Source organism: Phytohabitans sp. LJ34 (assembly GCF_052068095.1).
Taxonomy (GTDB): Bacteria; Actinomycetota; Actinomycetes; order Mycobacteriales; family Micromonosporaceae; genus Phytohabitans.
The window spans coordinates 28,712-48,196 of record NZ_JBQHDG010000038.1 but is presented as its reverse complement, the minus strand read 5'-3'; the positions used below and the strand labels follow the sequence as shown (position 1 = coordinate 48,196).

Below are 19,485 nucleotides of genomic sequence, written 5' to 3'. Positions count from 1 at the left end.
AGACGACTACTGGCCTACCGGCACCCTGCTGCCGGCGTTGTCGTTACTCCGGCCACGCAGGACGGCCAGCCCGAGCCCGATCGCGAAGCCGGCCAGCGCGCCGGCGAGCGCGTGCAGCGGCCAGCGCACGGCGCGTGGCTCGCCGGGCGTCGTCGCGGCGCTCTCGACGGAGACGCTCGTGCTGACCGGCAGGTCGGTGGTGGGCTTTTCCCGCTGGGCGACCTTGCCGAGCTCGGCCGCGAGGGCGGTGGCGATGGCGGCGGCCCGGGTGGGGCTGGAGTCGGTGACCGTGATGTTGATCTCGTGCGTGTTGAGTGGCGACGACGCTCGCACCCGCTCGCCGAGCCGCTCCGGCGTGGTGTCCAGCCGCAGTGAGTCGATCACCGGCTGGGTCAGGCGCGGCGTGGCCAGCATGGTCGTGTACGTCTTCACCCGCCGCTGCATGAGCCGGCTGGCCAGTGGCGAGGGGCGCTCGGGCGGCGGTGTGAAGGAGATCAGCAGCTTCGCCTCCGACGCGTAGACCGCATCCTTACTGTGTGCGAGCAGGCCAAGCCCAAATCCGCCACATATCACTAATGCGGTGATAAGCAGCCAATTGCCGCGAATCGCGCGGACATAGAGGGTGGCTGACATTGTGCTCCACAACGATTCGGTCGCAAGAGGTCCCGCAGAGATTACCTCCCAAGTGGAACACGGGGATACATAAGGCGAGCGAGCGGCAATCCGCCGGTAACAGATTGACTTGCGGCGTTGGGCCGGCATCAGGTAGGAAGGTCCCGCGACCATAGGCCGCTTGACGAGTCGCGCGCACACAATGGTCGATAAATGCCGCGGGGGTGGGGAGCCGTGACAGCGCTGCACCGGCGTCTTGTCACGCCCGAGCGGGTCTACATGGCCGCCCTCGGTTTCACCGGTTGCGCGGCCCTCGTCTCGGTGGCCCTGCCGGCGACCGAGCGCGGCGAGCTCGCCGCAAGCGTCGCCAGCGCCACGCTCGGTGCGGCGATCGGCAGCTTCTCGGTCGACACATTCCTCCTTTCCCGCCCGGCCGGCTGGATTTTCGAGCGCGGCGCGTGGTGGATGCTGGCGTTCCTGGCCGGCTGCCTCGCGCTCGCCGCGGGCGCCGCCGCGGCGCTCACCGCGCTGGCCGGCATCGGCAGCTACGCCGTCGGCGTCGGCGCCGCGTGCGCGCTGACCGTCTTCAACGCGTTCTCGTCGCTCGCCCTGCGGGTCGACAGGTTCCTTTTCGTGTACGGCACGCGCGCGCTCGGCGGCGCCATTCTCGTGCTCGCCTACGTCGGGCTGTACGCGGCCGACCGCCTCGACGGCCGGGTGTGGAGCGTGGCGTGGCTCGCGGTGCAGGCGTTCACCGGCGTGGTCATGTGCCTCACCGTGCTCGGCATGGCCTGGCGCTACCGGGCGCCGACCGGTGCGATCGCCACCGGTCAGGATCTCCGAGCCGACCTGCGCGCGATGGGCAAGCTCCACATAGGAGTGTGCGCGCAGATGTTGACGTACCGGCTGGACCAGATCCTGATCGCCCGCTTCGCCGGCAGCGGCCCGCTGGGCGTTTACGCGCTGGCCGTGGCGGCGCTCGAGTTCGCGCAGGCGGGCGCCGTCGTACGCGCCCAGCGGATCCTCGTCGACCGGGAGCGTGACGACGCCACACCGGAGCCCACCGGGCTGATCGTGCGGGCCGCGCTGCCGGTCGCGCTCGCCGCCGTCGCCGGGCTCGGCGTGGTCGGCCTGATCCGGTCGGAGTACGCGAACGGCTGGCTCTACGGCCTCCTGCTGCTGCCCGGTGCGATCGCGGTGGCGGCCGGCAAGACCTGGAGCGCGCTGCTGCTGAAGGTGCGTGGCGAGCAGGCGACCACCGCGGTGGCGCTCACCGTCATGTGCGTCGCGGTCGCGCTGTACTTCTTGCTGATCCCGGTGCTCGGCGCGTTCGGTGCCGCGCTGGCCTCGTCGTCGGCCTACGCCGTCTACGCGGTGCGCACCCGGCTCAGCCTGGTCCGCACCCCCGCCCTGACGGCTGGCGGGTGATCGGGCGATGGACGTCTCCGTTGTCGTACTGACCTGGGAGGATTTCGAGCGCACACAAGGGTGCGTGCGGTCGCTGCCCGACGGTGTCGAGGTGGTCGTCGTCGACAACGGCAGCGCCGAGGCGATCGGTGACAAGCTGCGCGCGATGTGCGCCGAGACCGGCGCGGCGTACGTGCGGTCGCCGGTGAACCTCGGCTACGCCAAGGGCATGAACCTCGGCGTGCGGCACACCACGCGCTCGGTCGTCGTCCTGTCCAACAACGACATCGTCGTACACCCCGGCGCGGTCGAGCTGCTCGCCGCCCGCGCCGCCGATCCGGCCGTCGGCGCGGCTTTTCCGGGTGTACGCGGCGCGGACGGCAGCGACCAGACCGCTGCCGGCCGCTTCCTCACCATCCCCGTCGGCCTCGCCCACGCCACCGGCCTGAGCCTGCTCCTGCGCGGGCTGCGGATCGTCGCGACACCGGAGCGGGGAGACTGGCTCTCCGGGCCGTTCGTCGCGATCAGACGGTCCACTCTGGACGACATCGGCGGCGTGGACGAGTCGTCGTTCTTCTACTCCGAAGACTTGCGGCTGTGTTGGGCCGTCCGCCGGCGTGGGCTGCGCCTGGCGTACGTGCCGGAGGCGGTCGTCACCCACGAAGACGACGCCAGCGCCAAGCGCCGCTGGAGTGGTGCGGAGATCGCCCGCCGGCAGACCCGCGAGTTCGTCCGGGCCAGCCGTGAGCTCGCCGGCTGGCGGGGCCGGATCGCCGGCGGCGCCTACGCGCTCGGCGCGCTCGTCCGGGCCGCGGCCAGCCGTGGCGAGGTGCGCCGGGCGGTCGCCCGCGGCGCTCTCGAGGGGATGCGCGCGCCATGAAGCTGATGGTCGTCTGCACCACCGGCGGCTACGGACGCCGGCAGCTCGGCGGTGCGGAGCGCTTCCTCGTCGAGATGCTGCCGGCGCTGGCGGAGCACGGCGTAGAGGTCATCGCGTGTACGCCCGACGACGAGGTCGCCGCGGGGCTGCGCGCGGCCGGAGTGTCCTGGATGGAGCTTGGCGCGAGCCGCCGCATCGACTTCGGTTACGTCGGCGAGATCCGCCGGCTCGCCAGCCGGCTGCGGCCCGACGTGGTGAGCGCCCACCTGCTCTCCGCCGCGATGCACACCCGCGCCGCGCTCCGCGGCGACCTGCGCCGCACCGGGCTGGTCGTCGCGTTGCACAACAGCCTCTGGCAGTACCGCGACGCGGCGCCGTCGGCGCGGGCGAGGGCCACGCTACAGACCAACATCATGCTCGACCTCGCGATGCGCCGGGTCCGCCCGCACACCACGGTCGCCGTCTCCGACTTCGAGGCGGAGGAGCTGCGCACCCGCGGTCGCGTCCGGGACGTGCGGGTCATCCCCAACCCGCTGCCGGCGGCCTGGCCCGCGGTGGACGACTCGGCCGGCATGCCGGCGGGGCGGATCCGGGTCGGCTTCCTCGGCCGGCTGGAGCCGGAAAAGGGCGCCGACCTGATCCCCGGGATCGCCGCCGCGCTGCCCGAGGCGGAGTTCCTCGTCGCGGGAGCCGGATCGACGCCGGTGCCGCCGCTGCCCAATGTGCGGGCGGTCGGCCGGGTCGACGCGGCCTCGTTCCTGCGCGGGCTGCACTGCCTCGTCGTGCCGTCCAGAGTGGAGTCGTTCGGGCGCAGCGCCCTCGAGGCGATGTCGCTGGGCGTCCCGGTCGTGCATTCGGGCGCCGGCGGCCTGGCCGACCTCACCCGGCACGGCGACGGTGTCCTGGCCCACCGGGCCGACCTCACGCCCGCCGGCGTGGCGACCGCGGTCGTGAAGGCCACCGAGGGCGCCGGCGCCACTGTTGTCGCCGCGCGGCGCGAGCTGGCCCGCTGGTACGCCCAGGAGTACTCCTTTGGTCAATGTGTTGAGCGGTGGCTCAGGCTCTACCGGTCGGTCGCTGATGGCACCCGGTGAGCGGCGCGACTGGTCGGCCGCACTCGCCTTCGCGGCGGGCGCCTTCCTGATCCTGCTGACCCAGGACACCGCGCTCGCCGCCACGTTCGCGTTCCTCGTGGCCGCCGTATCCGCCGCCCGCGCCCGGATGTGGGGACTCGCGCTCTGTGCCGCCGCCTGGGTCGCCGTCTTCGTCGCGGTGCTCACGCTCGACGGGCCGTACGACTCGTGGGCCGGTCCCGCCGCCATCCCGGCGCTCGCCGTCTACGCGGGCGGTTTCCTCGTCGCCTGGGCGGGCGGGCGGCGCCTCGCCGAGCGGCTTGGCGTCCCGCGTGCGGGCGAGCGACCGGCGCTCACCTGGCCGTCAGAGGGCCGGCTCCGGGTGTACCTGCTGGTGGTCTTCGCCGTCGCGGTGGTCGCCGCGTGGCTGCGGTTCCGCGGGATCACGCCGCCGCTGTTCGCCGACAACCCCGACGTCGCCCGGCAGGTGCTGCGCGAGCGGGCGAGCGTCCCGGTCGGCCTGATCTCCGAGGCCTGGACGCTCGGCATGGCCGTCTCCCTGCTGCGGGCGCTCACCTCGCGCGGCTGGCCGCTCGTGCTGTACCTGGCCGCCACCGTGGTGTTCACCGCCGGCGCCGCCCTCGGGGCGAGCAAAAACTCCGTGCTCGTCGGCCTCGTACCGGCGATCATCGCGGTGCTGTCGGTGCGCCGCGCCGGCGTGCGGCGGCCGCGGCTGCTTACCGGGCGGAGGCCGGTCGCCATCCTGCTCGCGGCCGTGGCGCTCGTCGGCGCGGTCGTGTTCCTCGGCGGGCAGCGCACGCTCGCCGGCACCGGTTCGTTCGAAGACGAGTTCCGCTCCCGGTACGGCGACAACCCGATCTCGTCGAGCGTCGGCTCGCTCGACCTGTCGCTCAGCTCGTCCACGGAGACGTTCGGCCGGCTGTGGGCGCAGCGCGACAGCATCCGGCCGGAGCACGGCGCGTACTCCGTGATGTTTCTCGGCTCCAGGGCCGAGGCGCTGGTCGGCCGTGTCGACCTCTACGGCACGACCTCACAGCTGAGCCAGCCCTACTACATGAACACGGCGACGTTCGTCGCGATCCCGCTGCTCGACTGGGGCCCGATCGGCGCGGCCGTGTTTCTGGTCGTGCTCGGGCTCGCCGTCGGGCTGGCCGAGCGGCGGCTGGAGTTCGGCGCCAGCCCGGCGCATCAGCTCGCCCGCGGCTTCATCGTGTACTTCGCGGCGTTCGGCGTCTACGAGCTGTACCCGTTCATCTACGCCACCTGGCTGGCGCTCGTCCCGGGCCTGTGGGTGCTGTACCGGCTGGGAAGGAGGACCGTGACGTGACCGAAGCGTTGACCGTCGTGACGGTCCTCTACCGGTCCGCGCCGATGCTGGCCGAGACGCTGCCGACCTGGGCGCGCAGCGCGGCGGGCCTGCCGGTGCGGTTCGTGTTCGCCGACAACTGGCCCGAGGACGGGTGCGCCAAGGTCATCGCCGACTGCCTCGACGAGGATCGGTACACGTACCTGCCCGAGCCGGCCAACCCGGGCTTCGCCGCCGGTTGTAACCGCGCGGTCGCCGCCGCCGGCACAAGCCACGTGCTCCTGCTCAACCCGGACGTGTGGCTGCGCGACGACTCGCTCACCCGGATCCGCGCGGCCATCGCGGCGGCGCCCGCCGACCCGATCGCGGTCGGGCTGGCCATGCGCGGCGGCGAGTACACGGGTATCGAGGTGCACCCGATCTCGCTGTTCAACGACCGGCCGGCCGGCACGCGGCGGCGGCCGATCGGTCCCTCGGGCGGTGGCGCGGTGTTTCCCACCGCGGTCTTCGAGGAGTTCGGCGGCTTTCACGAGCACCTCTTCGCCTGGGGCGAGGACGCCGACCTTGCCTACCGCCTCTACGCGGCGGGCCGGCGCACCCGCCCGCTCGACCTCGCGCTGCGACACGCCGGCGGGCACAGCGTCGAGGGCGACGGCAAGCTGCTCGGCTTCCGGGCGTTCCTGTTGGCGCGCAACAGGATTCTTGTCGCCGCGCGCACGTTCTCGTGGCCGCTGGCGCTGCTGGCGATCCCGTTCATCGCGCTGGCGCACTGCGCGCTGGCGGCTCGTCGGGCGCGGCAGGGCCTGCTGCGCCCGTTCCTGCGCGGCGTCGCGCGGGGTCTGTGGGAGTCCCCGGCGGCACGCCGGGAGTGGCGCGGTGAGCGTTTCGGCATCGCGTCTTTGACCGGCTATCTACGAACGGGGAGGGCCTCATGACAGGCCATTCGTGGAGCCTGGTGACCGTGACCTACAACTCCGCCGAGATGCTGCGGCGGTGCTGGAGCGGGCCCAAGCCGTACGACTGGATCGTGGTCGACAACGACTCCGAGGACGACTCGGCCGCCGTGGCGCGAGAGTTGGGCGCGCGGGTGGTGCGGCTGCCGGACAACGTCGGTTTCAGCACGGCCAACAACGCGGGGATGCGCGAGTCGGTCGCCGACTACGTCCTGTTCGCCAACCCGGACCTGGAGGTCGAGCCGGATGGGCTCGACCGGCTCCAGCTCCACCTCGACGCCCACGGCGGGCTTGTGGCGCCGCAGCTGCTCAGCACCACCGGCGAGGCGCAGCCGAACGGGCGCGGCTTTCCCTACTTCACGGCGCGGCTCGGCAACCGCAGGGTGTGGCCGTGGTCCCGCATCCACGCCGGCTACCGGGTCACGGCGGCGCCCGGTGAGGCGGTGTGGGTGCCCTGGGTGACCGGCGCCGCCCTCGCCGCCCGGCGGGAGACCTTCGCGAGCCTCGGCGGCTGGGACGAGCGGTTCTTCCTCTACTACGAAGACATCGAGCTGTGCCTGCGCGCCTGGCGCGAGGGGGAGCGGGTGGCGCTGCTCGGCGACGTCCGGTGGATCCACCACTGGGCCCGGGCCAACAACTCGCTGCGGTGGTCTCGGGCGCACGCGCAGGAGCTGCGATCGGCGCGTACGTTCTTCGCCATGTTCCCCGAGTTCGTCGCCGGCATCCCGCGGGCTCGCCGGCGGCACGCCAGGGCCGCCGCGCTGATCGGCACGCCGGTGAGCGACCCCGCGCCGTCGTCCCCGCCTCCGTCCGGTCTGCCGGGCTGACTCCAGCCCGCCAGCGGCCGGAGTCAGTCGACGGTCAGAAGAGCGCGCTGGTGCGCATCGAGCGGGAGATTTTCCGGATCACGTCGGCCTGTTTGACCGGCGCCGTCATCCGAAACACGAGCTGCCGGTCGATCGCCTCGTCGGGTGTGCTGCGCCAGTACGCCACGATCACGAGCCCGTAGCGTGGCTGGCCGTCGATCTCATTGGTCTCGGCGTACGCGGACGTGCGCGAACCCCGCTTCCACTGGAGCCCCCACGCCTCCTCGGCCTTGCGCATGGCGATCCGGCGCGCGTCGTCGCAGGGCGACGGACAATCGCGCACGACGAACTCGCCGCCGATCTCCGCGCCGCCCGGTCCGGGGCCGCAGTTGTACTTGACGAAGCCGTCGCCGCTCCCGGCGAGCTGGCAATCCCAGTCGCGCGGCACGAGAAACTTGAACCCGACCCCTTCCAGGATCAGCTCGCGGACCTTGTCTGGTGGGTCGGCGAACCTCGGCCAGTTCGCGCTCCAGTTGCCGTCTTCGGGTGGCTCGACACCCGGGCTGAGCGGGGTGGCGGTGGGCAGCGGCGCCTCGGTGGCGGTGTTGGTCTGCGTGGGCGGATTGGGCTCGCCGCCCGAGGCGCTCCAGGCGTAGACGCCGCCACCCCCGGCGATCAGCACCAGCACGGCTACGGCGATGCCGATCCACAACCCGGTGCGGGAGCGCCGTGGCGGCGGCGCCACCGGCGCGTAGGGATCGTAGGGCGCGGGGCCCTGCGGCGGGCGCGGCCCGTAGGCCGGTGCGCCGTAGGCGGGCGAGAGCGGCTGCCCGTACGCCGGCGACATCGGCGAGCCGGAGATCGGCTGCGGCGGGCCGGACGTAGGGAGCGGCCCGCCCGACGTCGGATGTGGAGCGCCGGATGTCGGGTGCGGCGCGCCGGAGGTGGGGTGCGGCGCGCCGGAGGTGGGGTGCGGCGCGCCGGAGGTCGGGTATGGGGGACCGGAGACCAATGGTGGCGGCGCGGGGGCGGCCTGCTGCGGGGGCGGGGACACCGGATGCCCGCCGCCCCACGGCGCGATCGGCGGTGGTGGTGGCGGCTCCATCCGCTGGGTGGGCTGAGTGGTCTCGGCGTCGACGTGGGCCGGCGCGGGCTGCTGAGCCGCGGCCTGGTGCACGGGCGGGGCCGGCGGCGCGGACTCGGCGGCCGGCGGTCCGGGCTGCGCCGGCGGTGCGGGCTGCGCGGGCGGTGGGGCCTGCACCGGCGGTGCGGGCTGCGCGGCCGGTCCAGGGTGCGCCAGCGGTCCAGGGTGCGCCGGCGGTGTGGGCTGCGGGGCCGGTCCAGGGTGCGCCTGCGGTCCGGGGTGCGCCGGCGGTGCGGGGTGCGCCTGCGGGAAGACCGTCGTCGGTGGTGCCTCGGTGGACGCGAGGACGTCGGGCGGCAGCGGCTGCTGCTGGGGAGGCGTGACCGGCGCAGCCACCGAGGCAGGCGGCGCCTGGGCCGCCGGAGTGGCCGGAATCACCTGCGTGGGCGGCGCCTCAGGAGTGCTCGGCGTCTCCGGCGCGGCCGGCGTCTCGTGCGTCGCCGGCTCGAACGGGGTGTAGTCCATCGGGCCGAGCCCATCCGGCGGCACCGGCTGGAAGTCCATGCCCAGCGCCAGGAAGACCCGCTCGGCACCGATGCCGTTTTCCGCCGAGTACGCCACCCAGGGCGCCCCGGACGCGAAGTCGGCGTACAGGTAGCCCGGCTCGCCGGCTTGTACCAGCGCGTTTGCCGCCTCCTGGAACGCCTCCCGCCAGCGCTGGTCGGTGGCGACGTTGGGGTCGAGCAGCGCCACCATCAGCGACCGGCCCTGTGGGTCGATGGCCGACCAGACACTGCCCACCTGACACGAGCCAACCGCCTCGATCAGGTGGTACGGATTGCCTGGCTGCATCCCCACATCCTCCCCGCAGATTCCGTATGCGGATCCTAGCGAGCGAGGGCACGTCCGCTAGTCGCAGGTCAGGTCGTACGCAGGGCGGATAGATGGTCGGCGAGGCTGGTCGCCGGGTGACCGGCCACCGTGGCGACCGCCTCGGTGACGCCGTCGAGCTCGCCGGCGGCGATCGCCGTGTAGGTGCTCACCCAAGCGTCGACCTGCCAGGCCGGTGCGCCGTACGCCGCACGCGACGCGTACGCCTCGTTGAGCGATTCGTCCTGGTAGCTGACCTGGCGGCCGGTGACCTCGGTGATAGTCGATGCCACCTCGCGCATCGTGAGGGCGGCCGGGCCGGTGAGGTCGTACCGCGCGTTCGCGTGCTTTTCCGGCTCGCGCAGCACGGCCACCGCCACGTCGGCGATGTCGTCCTGGGTGACGGCGGCCACCCGCCCCTCGCCGGCCGGTCCGCGCAGCACGCCGTCGTCGCCGACCATCAGCGGGAAGAAGTCGATGTACAGGTTGTCGCGCAGGATCGTGGCGCGCAGCCCGCTGGCGGCGATGTGCTCCTCGGTGGCCCAGTGGTCGCGGGCGAGCGTGAACGTCGCGTCCGGCGCGGCACCGAAGAACGACGTGTACACAAGGTGCGTGACGCCCGCCGCGGCCGCCGCGTCGATGAACGTGCGGTGCGTCTCCACCCGGCCCGGCTCCTCGGCGCCGGAGACCATGAAGAGCGTGGTGACGCCGTCGAGGGCGCGGCGGGCGGCCTCGCCGTCGGCGTACTCGGCGCGGACCGCCTCGGCGCCCGGCAGGCTTGGCGCGCGGTCGGGGTCGCGGACGATCAGCCGCTGCGGCACGCCAGCGGCGGCGAGCCGCTCGGCGACGCGGCGGCCTAGGCGTCCGGTCGCCCCGGTGACGGCGAGGGTCATGTCGGCATTGTCCTTCCACGATCGGCAACACGCGGCCGAAACCAACACGGGCGGCGTCAAACCTGGCACGCTGTACCCTGCCGCGAAACCCCCGTCCCAGAAACCCGCGGTTGCGTATCACCGTCATCCCACGCCGCCGGAGACCCGCTTGACCCCGCCGACCCCCGCACCAGCCACTCGCGCCGGCCCTGAGCTGCGCCGGGTGGTTACGGCATCGCTGGTGGGCACGGCCCTGGAATGGTACGACTTCTTCATCTACGGCCTTGCCGCGGCACTTGTCCTCGGTGACCTGTTCTTTCCCAACGCGTCCGATACGGTGCGGGTGCTGGCCTCGTTCGCGACGTTCGGCGTGGCGTTCATCTTCCGGCCGCTGGGCGGCTTCTTCTTCGGCCGCCTCGGCGACCGGATCGGGCGGCGCTCGACGCTCGTCATGACCACGCTGCTGATGGGCTTCGCGACCGGGATCGTGGGGCTGCTGCCCACCTACGAGAGCGCGGGCGTGCTCGCGCCCATCCTGCTCGTCGCCGCCCGCATCTGCCAGGGGCTGGGCGCCGGCGCGGAGTTCGGCGGCGCGTCCACGCTGCTGGCCGAGCACGCGCCGCGCGGCCGGCGGGCGTACTACGCCTCGTTCGTGCAGACCGGCGTGCAGGTCGGCCTGCTCACCGGCACGGTCGCGTTCCTGCTGGTGCAGATGCTCGGCGACGAGGCGGTGCGGGAGTGGGGCTGGCGGTTGCCGTTCCTGGCCAGCTTCGTGCTCATCTTCGTCTCGCTGTACGTGCGGCTGCGCGTCGCCGAGTCACCGGTCTTCCTGGCCATGGAGCGCGACCGCACGACCGTGCCGTCGCCGGTCCTGACCACGTTGCGCCGCTATCCGCGCAGCTTCCTCGTCGGCGTGGGCGCGCACGTCTGCGACACCGCGGTCGTCTACGTCTACGGCACCTTCATGATCACGTACCTGGTAAAGGAGGAGCAGCAGAGCCGGGCCGTCGCGCTGACCGGCGTGATCCTGTTCAGCCTCGTGGTGATCGCCCTCCAGCCGGTGTACGGCTCGCTCGCCGATCGCATCGGCCGCCGCCCGCTCAACCTCTTCAGCGTGGTGTTCACCGCCCTCTTCGCGGTGCCACCCTTCCTGCTGGTCGGCACCGGCCAGCCGGTGGTGATCTGGCTGGCGATGGTCACCGCGATGGCGCTCGGCTTCGCCCCGATGATCGCCGTGCAGCCCATCTTCTACGCCGAGCTCTTCGGCGCCGGCGTCCGCTACACCGGATTCGCCGCCTCCCGCGAGGTCGGCGCCGTGGTGTCCGGCTTCTCCCCGCTGTTGGCAGCGGCCCTGCTGCGGGCCGGCGGCGGCGCGCCGTGGCTGGTCGCCGGCTGGATCATCGCGACCGCGCTGATCTCGCTGGTCGCCTTCCTCTACTCCAAGGAGACCCGCGACATCGACATCACCGCGCCGACCCTCGCCCCCGCCACGCCCATCCGCGACAAGAGCTCGCCGCAAGCCGTCCTCACGACCTGAACGACTATTTGCCCCCGTCCGCGTCAGCTGCGGACCGCATGCTCCCGCGGGCACCGCTCCCGGCCGGCTCCTCGCCAGGGGCTCGTCGAAACCCCGGCCGTCCGCTGCCGGCTCCGCGCGCCAAGCCCCCCTTGTCCCAAAGAGGGCAGCCCTCTTAGGCGTGAGTCCCGGCAGGGGTCCCGTATACCCGCCCAGAGGGTGACAGGGCTGCCCTCTTGAGGGCGGGGGCCCCGCGTGACGGTCGGGACTACCGCGGACGTCGCGGTACCTCGAATCTGTTCTGGGGTTGGATTTTTGGCTTTAGGAGAGCGAGGCACGCATCGCGACGGGGGTGGAGAGGTAGTCGAGGACGCCGTCGGGTGGGCAGGGGCGGGCGAAGTGGTAGCCCTGGGCCAGCGGGCAGCCCAGCTCGCGCAGCAGCGCGGCCTGGCGGGGCGTCTCCACGCCCTCGGCCACCGTGGGCACGCCGAGGCTCGAGCCAAGGCCGAGGATCGCGCCGACGAAACGGCCGTCGCGTTCGCTGGGGGAGTCGAGCGTCGCGGTGAAGGTGTGGTCGATCTTCAGGATGTCGATCGGCAGGCGCTGGAGGTAGGCCAGCGACGAGTAACCGGTGCCGAAGTCGTCCACCGCGATCCGCACGCCGTGCTCGCGGAGGGTGGCCAGGCTGCGCTGGGACAGCTCGCCGGCTGCGCCGGCGGCCTCCACCAGGACGGTTTCGGTGATCTCGACGATCAGCGCGGCGGGCGGCAGCGAGCGGCCGGCCAGCACGTCGAGCACCTCGGCCGCGAAGGCGGGGGAGGCGAGCTGCCGGGCGGAAACGTTCACGCTAACGGCGACGTCGTGGCGCGTATGCCAGCGGCTGGCCTGGGCGGTGGCGTCGCGCAGGACCTTCGCGCCGACGTCGACGACCAGCCCGATCTCCTCCGCCACCGCGATGAACTTGCTGGGCGGCACGTCCCGGCCATCCGCCGTGCGCCACCGCAGCAGCGCCTCCATCGCCACCGGCTGTCCAGAGTGGAGGTCGACGATCGGCTGGTACAGCACGGTGAGCGCGTCGGCGGCCAACGCGGCCCGCAGGTTTGCCGCAAGCTGGGCGTGGCACAGGCGGGCCTCGCGCATCCGCGGGCTGAACTCGACCACCTGGTTTTTGCCGGCCTCCTTGGCCGCGTACAGCGCGAGGTCGGCGTCGCGCAGCGCCTCGGCGGGCTCGGTGCGCTCCCGGTCGAGGATCAGCAGGCCACCGCTGGCGGCCAGGCAGACCTGGCGCTCGGCCAGCGGGTACACCTCGCGGACCGCCTCGATGACGCAGCTGGCGACCTGCCGGCAGCGGTCGGCCCCGGTGTCGGTGAGCAGCACCGCGAACTCGTCACCGCCCAGCCGGGACACCGTGTCGGCGCCCGACGCGGCGACCCGCAGCCGCTCCGCGACCCGGACGAGAAGCTCGTCGCCGGCCGGGTGGCCGAGCGTGTCGTTGACGTCCTTGAAGCCGTCGAGGTCGATCAGCAGCAGCCCGCCCGGGCCCCGGCCGGCGTCGACCAGCACCCGCTCCAGCCGCTCGGCCAGCAGAGCGCGGTTGGCCAACCCGGTCAGCGGGTCGTGCAGCGCGCGGTGGGCCAGCTCCTTTTGCAGGGCCTCCTGCTCGCCGAGCGCCTGCTGTAGCGCGGTCGCCTGCACCATCAGGGCGGCGGACTGCACGTTCATCGCGCCGGCGCGGCGCACCGCCAGCCGGGCGAAGTTGCCCAGCCGCACGACAAGCAGCACCAGCAGCCCGCAGGTGAGCGCGGCCGCCCCGACGAGCGCGGGCACCGCCTCGGACGGGACGAGGTTGGAGGTGAGCAGACCGACCACGGGCACGACGGGCGCGAGCAGCGCCACCACGACGAAGGTGACGAACCTGGCGCGGGGCAGCACATCCTCCGCGCCGCCCTCGGGCCGGCGGTATCCCCGGCCGTACGACGGGTGCAGCGCGGCCGCGGCGACCAGCACGCCGCAGAGCTGCCAGGCCGTGAAGACGAGGCCGCCGGGCTGGAAGCCGGCCAGCCCGTGCGTGCCGACCCGCACGATCGACGCGAGGTCGGCGGCGAGCACCACGCCGGCCCCACCGGCGAGCAGCAGCATGGTCGGCGTGCGCGAGGTGGGGTTGGAGACGATGCGCAAGGAGAGCGCGAGCAGCAGCAGGTCGAGCGCGCCGAAGCAGACGACCACCCCGGTGTACTCGGCGCCCGGCGGCTGCGCGCCGAGCCAGGGCTCGATGAGAAACGCCCACGCGACGATCGCGAGGCCGGCGGCGACGATCGCGGCGTCGAGGAAGTTTTGGTCGGTGGGCTGCGCCCGGCGCACGCCGAGCAGCAGGATCAGGCCGAGCACGAAGAGCGCGGAGCGGGCCGCGAGCGCGATCGGCCACGCGGCGTCGTCGCTCGGCACGACGTGCAGCGCGGCGCTCGCCAGCCCGAGGCCGCAGCTGGCCAGCAGCACCCACCAACCCGAGCGGTGCAGCGCCTCGCGGCTCGTCAGCGCGTACGTCGCGACGCCCACCGTGACAAGCTGCGTGACGATCCAGGTCGGCGCGGCGACGGCCTGCGGCAGGGGCCAGGCCACGAGGACCAGGGTCAGCCCACCGGCCAGAACGATCTGCCACGGGCGGCGCGGCGCACCGATCACGGAACCCCCTGCGTGCCGCCCGACGGGTAGGCGGCGCCGTGAGTGTACTGCGCCCTTGCGCGCCGTACCTACGGACTAATCGGTATTTTCCGCCTCCTGGCGGCGCGGGTCCTCAGCCATTTACGATCCTCACAAAGGTCCCCTGGACGAGGTTTCCACCATGTCGATAGCCCCGGCGACACCCGCGATCGGGATGGCGCAGGAGCAGATCCACCGGCACAACGTCGGCACTCTGCTGCGCCACGTGCATCTGGGCGGATCCGTGTCGCGTGCCGTGCTCGCCGAGCGCATGGGGCTCAACCGGAGCACCATCATGGCGCTCACCGCGGAGCTGAGCGCGGCCGGCCTCGTGTGCGAGGAGCGGCCAGCGGGGCGTGGCCGCGCCGGCCGGCCCTCCCTCGTGGTGCGGGTGCGGCCCAACTGGGCGTACGTGCTGGCCTTCGACGTCGCCGTCGACCGGCTCGTCGCGGCCCGGGTCGGGCTGGGTGGCGCGGTGCTCGACCGGCGCGAGGCGGTGCGCCAACGCGCCGGCGCCGACCTCGACCACGTGGTGGAGGTGCTCGCGCGGTTCGGGCGCCAGCTGCACGAGGCGGCACCGCCGGATTCGGTGTGCGTGGGGCTCGGCGCGTCGTACTGCGGGATGATCCGGCCCGGCGACGGCATGGTGCGCTTCGGGCCGGACATGGGCTGGGTCGACCAGGCGTTCGGCGCCGAGCTGAGCCGCCGGTTGGGGCTCGGCATCCCGGTGCCGGTGGGCAACGAGGCACACCTCGGCGCGCAGGCCGAGCAGCTGCGGGGCGCCGGCGTCGGCCTGGAAAACCTGCTCTACCTGCACGGTGACGTCGGCGTGGGCGGCGGCATCATCGTCGGCGGCAAGCTGCTCGACGGCGACGGCGGGTACGGCTGCGAGCTCGGGCACATGGTGGTCAACCCGTACGACGGGCGGCCCTGCGGGTGCGGCTCGCACGGCTGCCTCGAAGCAGAGGTGGGCGAGCGGGCGCTGCTCGACGCCGCCGGCCGCCCGGCCGACCTCTGGGGCCGCGACGCGCTCCGGGCGGTGGTCGACGACGCCGACCGCGGCGACGAGCTGGCCCGCGAGGCGCTGCGCCGCGTCGGCGACTGGCTCGGCATCGGCGTGGCCAACCTGATCAACCTCTTCAATCCCGGCATGGTGATTTTCGGCGGCATGCTCCGCGACGTGTACCCCGGTGCCGCACCCCAGGTGCGCCACCGCATCGCCACCAACGTGCTGCCAGTCGCCCGCGAACGGGTGCGGCTGCGCACCTCCGGGCTGGGCGACGACTCCACTTTGGTCGGTGCCGCGGAGCTCGGCTTCGCCGCTCTGATGGCCGACCCGCTCGGCGTGCTCGCCCGCGCCTAGTCCTCGGGGCCGGGCTCGGGGGGCGGGGGCGTGGCGTCGGGGCGCCGGCGGCGGCGCTCCCGGAGCCACACCAGGATGCCGGAGGCGCCGAGCACGACCGCGAGCCCGATTTTGAAGCCGCCCTTGCCCAGCAGGAGATAGCCGCCGACTTGGCTCAGCAGGCTCAGCCACCAGCGCACATCGCCAAACCTGAGATCGTCGCTGGCCAGCACCCAGCCGCGCAGCCAGAAACCCACCGCCACGAGCGTCACGGCGGTGAGGCCCGCGATCACCGCCGCTGCCGCCAGAACCCCGGTGCCCCGCACGCTTCGATCGGCCATGCGATCGACGGTACGAACGGCCGAGGCGCGAATCGTCATACCGGACAAGGAGATCGTCCTGTATCGCTGGGTAGAGTCCGGGTATTCCCTGTGACCGGGGCACACCGGTCGACGGCGACAGCGGGAGGTAGCGATGGTTGTCCACCCCGAGCGTGTGGCATGGGACGGCGCCTCGGCCATCGTCGCCGCCTTGGACTCCGAGGCCCTCTACCCCTGGCTGCACCGCGAGGTGGCCGGGCTGCTCGGCACGGCGGCCGGAGACGCACTGCACGACTCCTTCCGGCTGCTGCACGGCCCGCAGGCCGACCGGCCGTTCGTGGAGGCGGCGAAATGGCGGGCCCGGCTCGACGAGGCGGTGCGCGCCCAGCCACGGGTGGCCGGCCACATCGGCGTGCTCGTCACCGAGGTGCGCGCCCGCATCGCACCGATCGGCCTCCGCTAGAGACCTTTCGCGGTCAGGGTGCGCGCTGCGACCTGGGGGGAGCGTGACCAGCGGCGGACGGGTGAGGCCGCGGGAGCAACGGCATGGACCACGACGGACGTCGCGGTAGCTCAGGTCCCGTGTCGTCGGGTGGACGGCGAGAGCGTGAAGCGGGATCGGCCGCGGCGGGTTGTCAGGGTGGACCGTGCGGTGCCGCGCCCCGCGGCCGCACCAGGCCGATGTCGTACGCCAGGATCGTGGCCTGCACGCGGTCGCGCACGCTCAGCTTGGTGAGTAGGGCGTTGACGTGGGTCTTGACCGTGCCGGTCGCGACGCCGAGCTGTGCGCCGATCTCCGCATTGGACAGTCCACTCGCGACAAGCGTGAGCACCTCGCGTTCGCGTGGCGTGAGGCCGGGCGGTGGCACGGCGTCGGCCGGTGGTGCGACGGTGCCGCCGGCGAAGGCGGCGATCAGGCGACGGGTGACGGCCGGCGCGAGCATGCCGTCGCCAGCCGCGACCACGCGGATGGCGGCGAGCAGGTCGTCGGGGTTGGCGTCCTTGAGCAGGAAGCCGGAGGCGCCGGCGCGCAGCGCCTCGAAGACGTAGGCGTCCAGGTCGAACGTGGTCAGCACCAGCACCCGCGGCGGATCCGGCGCACCGGTGAGCAGGCGGGTGGCGGTCAGCCCGTCCATCCCCGGCATGCGGATGTCCATCACCACCACGTCCGGCCGCAGGCTGCCGGCGAGCTCCACCGCGGCCGCGCCGTCGGCGGCCATGCCCACCACCGACAGGTCGGGCTCGGCGTCGAGGATCGCGGCGAACCCGGCGCGCACGACCGGCTGGTCGTCGACGACGAGCACGCGGGTCAGGACTGGGACGGCAGCCATACGTCCATCGTCCCCGTCTGGTCCACCGTCATCCGTCCCCCGATCGCCGCGACCCGGGCGCGCAGGCCGGCCGCGACCGGTCCGGCGGTCGCCGAGGGTACGCCGGTCACCGTGATCCGCAGATCGGCCGGGCCGTAGCCGAGGGTCACCTTCGCCGGGCCGGCGTCGCCCGCGCCGAGGGCCGTCTCCACCACGCGGTACGCGGAGACGTCCACCGCCGGCGGCAGCACCGGAGCGGGCGCGGGCGAGTGCAGCTCGACCCGCCGCCCGGCCGCGCGCAGGTCGCGGCAGAGCGCGTCGATCGCGGACGCGGTCGGCTGCGGTGCCCGCTCGGGGTCCACCCGCAGGTCGCCGAGAAGGTCGCGCATGGCGGCCAGCGCGGCCCGCGCCGACTCCAGCACCGCGTCGAGCCGGCCGCTCTCCGCCGCCTCGGTGACCCGCGTGGCGTGCCGCAGCACCGCGGCGCGCAGCCCGGCGGCGATGCGCAGCCGCTCGGCGTACGCGAGCTCGACCGCACCCGCCGTGGAGGCCGCCACCGCCCGCCGCTCCCGGGAGACCACTCCCTCGCGGCGCAACCGGGCCAGGAACCCGGCCGTCCACACCGGAGTGACGAGCAGCAGGTACGGCACGGCGGTCGGGATGAGCAGGATGGGCATCGTCGCCGGCTCTAGCGGCCGTCCCAGCAGCGACCCGTCGAGCGCCAGCGTGAGCAGGGTGACGGCGCCCTGCACGCCGGCGGCGAGCGGACCGGACAGCCAGGTGAGGTGGCGAGGGCGGCCGTAGGCGGCGACCGCGTACACGGCGACGAGGTCGGCGCCGATGCCCGCGAAGAGCGCGGCGAGCGCCGTCTCCGGCAGCAGCTCGAGCCCGGCGACGACTGGCCAGAGGGCGGTGGTCGCCAGCACCGCGCCGAGCACCCGCCAGGGCGCCCGGCGGCGCCACAGCAACGGGAGCGCGTGCGCCGCCATCAGCATCGTCGCGAGCGCCGCGGCGGACACGCCGACCCGGGGCATCGTGGGGTCGGGGACGAGCAGCAGTGCCACCGGCAGCACCGCCGCGGCCAGCGCGATCGCCATGTCGGCCAGGCGCGGCCCCCGCATCCGGCGCAGCGAACGATCCATCGTGGATGCCGGCGAGTCGGGCAGGACCGCCCGCACCTGCCACCCGCCGCCCGGCGCCGGGCCGGCCTCGAGTGTGCCGCCGGTGGACGCCGCGCGCTCCCGCATGCCCTCGATGCCCCGCCCGGACCCGAGTCCGCCCGCGGCGGCCGGTCCGGCGCCCGCGCCGTTGGCCACCATCACCTCGACCCCGCCGTCGCGCCGGCACAGCGCGATCTCGACGGCGCCGCCGGGCGCGTGGCGCAGCGCGTTGGTGAGTGCCTCACGCACGATGCCGTACGCCGCCTCGCCCACCGGCCCGGTCAGCGGGTCGGCGCTCACCCGGGTGTCGATCGGCTGGCCGAGCGCCGCGAAGCCGGCCGCCAGCTCCTCGATCCGGTGCCCGATGCCGACTTCGGCGTCCAGCTCGACCCCGCGCATCACCGCGACCAGACGGTGCAGCGCCGACTGGGTCTCCCGCCCGGTGCGGGCGGCGAACTCCAGTGCCTCGGCCGCGAGCTCGGGCCGCCGCTCGGCGAGGCGCTGCGCGGCGGTGGCGGTGACCACGATGGACGTCAGGTGGTGTGCGCTCACGTCGTGCAACTCGCGGGCCAGACGCTGGCGCTCCTGCACGGATGCCTGCCGCCGGTCTGCCTCGGCCAGCGCCAGGCGGTCGGCGGCGTCACGGCGGGCCGCCAGCCACCGCCGCCGGCTCCGCCCCAGACCGGCCGCGAGCAGGTAGACGACGATGCCGATCACGACGTTGCCGGTGTACTCACGGAAGTCTCGGTAGAGAACGAGGCCGATGGTCGCCTGCCAGGCCATCAGCGCGACCGTGACCGCGAAGGTGACCCGGGCCGGGCGGCGCGCACCGACCGAGTACAGCGCGATGGCGTCGGCGAACAGCAGCACCACGAGCGAGTCGCGTGGAGTGGCGAGGAGACCCAGCGTCAACGCTGGCATGATCACGAACAGCGCGCCGACCGGTGACCGCCGGCGCCATTCGAGCGCACCGCAGGCAAGTGCGGTGGCGGCCAGCGCGGCGGCGACCTCGACCCGGTCGACGGGGCGGTCGAGCAGCAGCGGGAGGCCCGGCCACAGCGCCGCCTGGCCGGCGGCCAGCAGCGCGGGCAGCAGCCAGCTTCGCAGTACCCCCATGACGGTTTGACGATAGGGCGCGGACCCCGGTCCGGGCATCCGACCGAGGGTGTAGGACGCCTATACCTCTGGAGGTAGTCAAGTCTTCCTGGCCGCCGCTGTTAACGCTGCGCAATGTGGACAGGACCCGCGTGTAT

General features: G+C 73.6%; 16 protein-coding genes. 9 read left to right on the top strand and 7 right to left on the bottom strand.

All coding sequences use genetic code 11. From position 1 onward, the window contains the following. Positions 1-6 precede the first annotated feature (6 nt). Positions 7-432, bottom strand: a complete 426-nt coding sequence (locus tag ACTMTJ_RS42930; RefSeq protein ID WP_441224558.1) for a hypothetical protein — start codon at positions 430-432, stop codon at positions 7-9. Positions 433-846: 414 nt separating this feature from the next. Between ACTMTJ_RS42930 and ACTMTJ_RS42925 the strand changes: the two genes are divergently transcribed. The 6 genes from ACTMTJ_RS42925 to ACTMTJ_RS42900 are packed head-to-tail and all read left to right on the top strand — an operon-like array spanning position 847 to position 7,079. Next, a complete protein-coding gene (locus ACTMTJ_RS42925) occupies positions 847-2,040 on the top strand; it encodes a lipopolysaccharide biosynthesis protein (RefSeq protein ID WP_441224557.1) in 1,194 nt (397 codons plus the stop codon). Between the two features lie 7 nt (positions 2,041-2,047). Next, the gene (locus ACTMTJ_RS42920; RefSeq protein WP_441224555.1) at positions 2,048-2,899 is read left to right on the top strand and encodes a glycosyltransferase family 2 protein; all 852 of its coding nucleotides are present in this window, start codon (positions 2,048-2,050) and stop codon (positions 2,897-2,899) included. Beyond that, positions 2,896-3,993 carry a glycosyltransferase family 4 protein gene (locus tag ACTMTJ_RS42915; RefSeq protein ID WP_441224554.1) on the top strand — a complete coding sequence of 366 codons (1,098 nt, stop codon included), beginning with the start codon at positions 2,896-2,898 and terminating at the stop codon, positions 3,991-3,993. Before ACTMTJ_RS42920 ends, ACTMTJ_RS42915 begins: the two co-directional genes overlap by 4 nt. Further along, on the top strand, positions 3,980-5,320 hold the full coding sequence (locus tag ACTMTJ_RS42910) for a hypothetical protein (protein WP_441224552.1): 1,341 nt from the start codon (positions 3,980-3,982) through the stop codon (positions 5,318-5,320). Before ACTMTJ_RS42915 ends, ACTMTJ_RS42910 begins: the two co-directional genes overlap by 14 nt. Then, a complete protein-coding gene (locus ACTMTJ_RS42905; protein ID WP_441224551.1) occupies positions 5,317-6,234 on the top strand; it encodes a glycosyltransferase family 2 protein in 918 nt (305 codons plus the stop codon). The genes ACTMTJ_RS42910 and ACTMTJ_RS42905 overlap by 4 nt, the downstream gene beginning before the upstream one ends. Next, complete coding sequence (locus ACTMTJ_RS42900) at positions 6,231-7,079, top strand: glycosyltransferase family 2 protein (protein ID WP_441224549.1); 849 nt, start codon at positions 6,231-6,233, stop codon at positions 7,077-7,079. Before ACTMTJ_RS42905 ends, ACTMTJ_RS42900 begins: the two co-directional genes overlap by 4 nt. A gap of 34 nt (positions 7,080-7,113) precedes the next feature. On the opposite strand, the gene ACTMTJ_RS42895 is transcribed toward ACTMTJ_RS42900, so the two are convergent. Together ACTMTJ_RS42895 and ACTMTJ_RS42890 are read right to left on the bottom strand one after the other, a co-directional pair. Then, positions 7,114-8,994 (bottom strand): hypothetical protein, encoded by a 1,881-nt coding sequence (locus tag ACTMTJ_RS42895; RefSeq protein WP_441224547.1) that lies wholly within the window; start codon positions 8,992-8,994, stop codon positions 7,114-7,116. Positions 8,995-9,062: 68 nt separating this feature from the next. Continuing rightward, entirely contained in the window at positions 9,063-9,905 is an 843-nt protein-coding gene (locus ACTMTJ_RS42890) for an SDR family oxidoreductase (protein ID WP_441224546.1), read from the bottom strand. A gap of 202 nt (positions 9,906-10,107) precedes the next feature. On the opposite strand from ACTMTJ_RS42890, the gene ACTMTJ_RS42885 reads away from it, so the two are divergent. Further along, positions 10,108-11,421, top strand: coding sequence for an MFS transporter (locus ACTMTJ_RS42885; protein WP_441224544.1), 1,314 nt, complete (start codon positions 10,108-10,110; stop codon positions 11,419-11,421). Between the two features lie 300 nt (positions 11,422-11,721). Here the strand turns inward: ACTMTJ_RS42885 and ACTMTJ_RS42880 are convergent, their stop codons facing one another. Beyond that, positions 11,722-14,082, bottom strand: a complete 2,361-nt coding sequence (locus ACTMTJ_RS42880) for a putative bifunctional diguanylate cyclase/phosphodiesterase (RefSeq protein WP_441224542.1) — start codon at positions 14,080-14,082, stop codon at positions 11,722-11,724. Between the two features lie 160 nt (positions 14,083-14,242). Here ACTMTJ_RS42880 and ACTMTJ_RS42875 point away from each other — a divergent pair, with 160 nt between their 5' ends. Then, the gene (locus ACTMTJ_RS42875; RefSeq protein WP_441224540.1) at positions 14,243-15,463 is read left to right on the top strand and encodes an ROK family transcriptional regulator; all 1,221 of its coding nucleotides are present in this window, start codon (positions 14,243-14,245) and stop codon (positions 15,461-15,463) included. Here the strand turns inward: ACTMTJ_RS42875 and ACTMTJ_RS42870 are convergent. Continuing rightward, complete coding sequence (locus ACTMTJ_RS42870) at positions 15,460-15,783, bottom strand: hypothetical protein (protein WP_441224538.1); 324 nt, start codon at positions 15,781-15,783, stop codon at positions 15,460-15,462. The two genes, ACTMTJ_RS42875 and ACTMTJ_RS42870, sit on opposite strands and share 4 nt — an antisense overlap. Before the next feature lie 133 nt (positions 15,784-15,916). Here ACTMTJ_RS42870 and ACTMTJ_RS42865 point away from each other — a divergent pair, with 133 nt between their 5' ends. Next, entirely contained in the window at positions 15,917-16,225 is a 309-nt protein-coding gene (locus ACTMTJ_RS42865) for a hypothetical protein (protein ID WP_441224537.1), read from the top strand. Between the two features lie 172 nt (positions 16,226-16,397). Here the strand turns inward: ACTMTJ_RS42865 and ACTMTJ_RS42860 are convergent, their stop codons facing one another. Together ACTMTJ_RS42860 and ACTMTJ_RS42855 are read right to left on the bottom strand one after the other, a co-directional pair. Next, on the bottom strand, positions 16,398-17,093 hold the full coding sequence (locus ACTMTJ_RS42860) for a response regulator (RefSeq protein ID WP_441224535.1): 696 nt from the start codon (positions 17,091-17,093) through the stop codon (positions 16,398-16,400). Beyond that, positions 17,072-19,348 carry a sensor histidine kinase gene (locus tag ACTMTJ_RS42855; RefSeq protein WP_441224534.1) on the bottom strand — a complete coding sequence of 759 codons (2,277 nt, stop codon included), beginning with the start codon at positions 19,346-19,348 and terminating at the stop codon, positions 17,072-17,074. Before ACTMTJ_RS42855 ends, ACTMTJ_RS42860 begins: the two co-directional genes overlap by 22 nt. Positions 19,349-19,485: the final 137 nt, after the last annotated feature.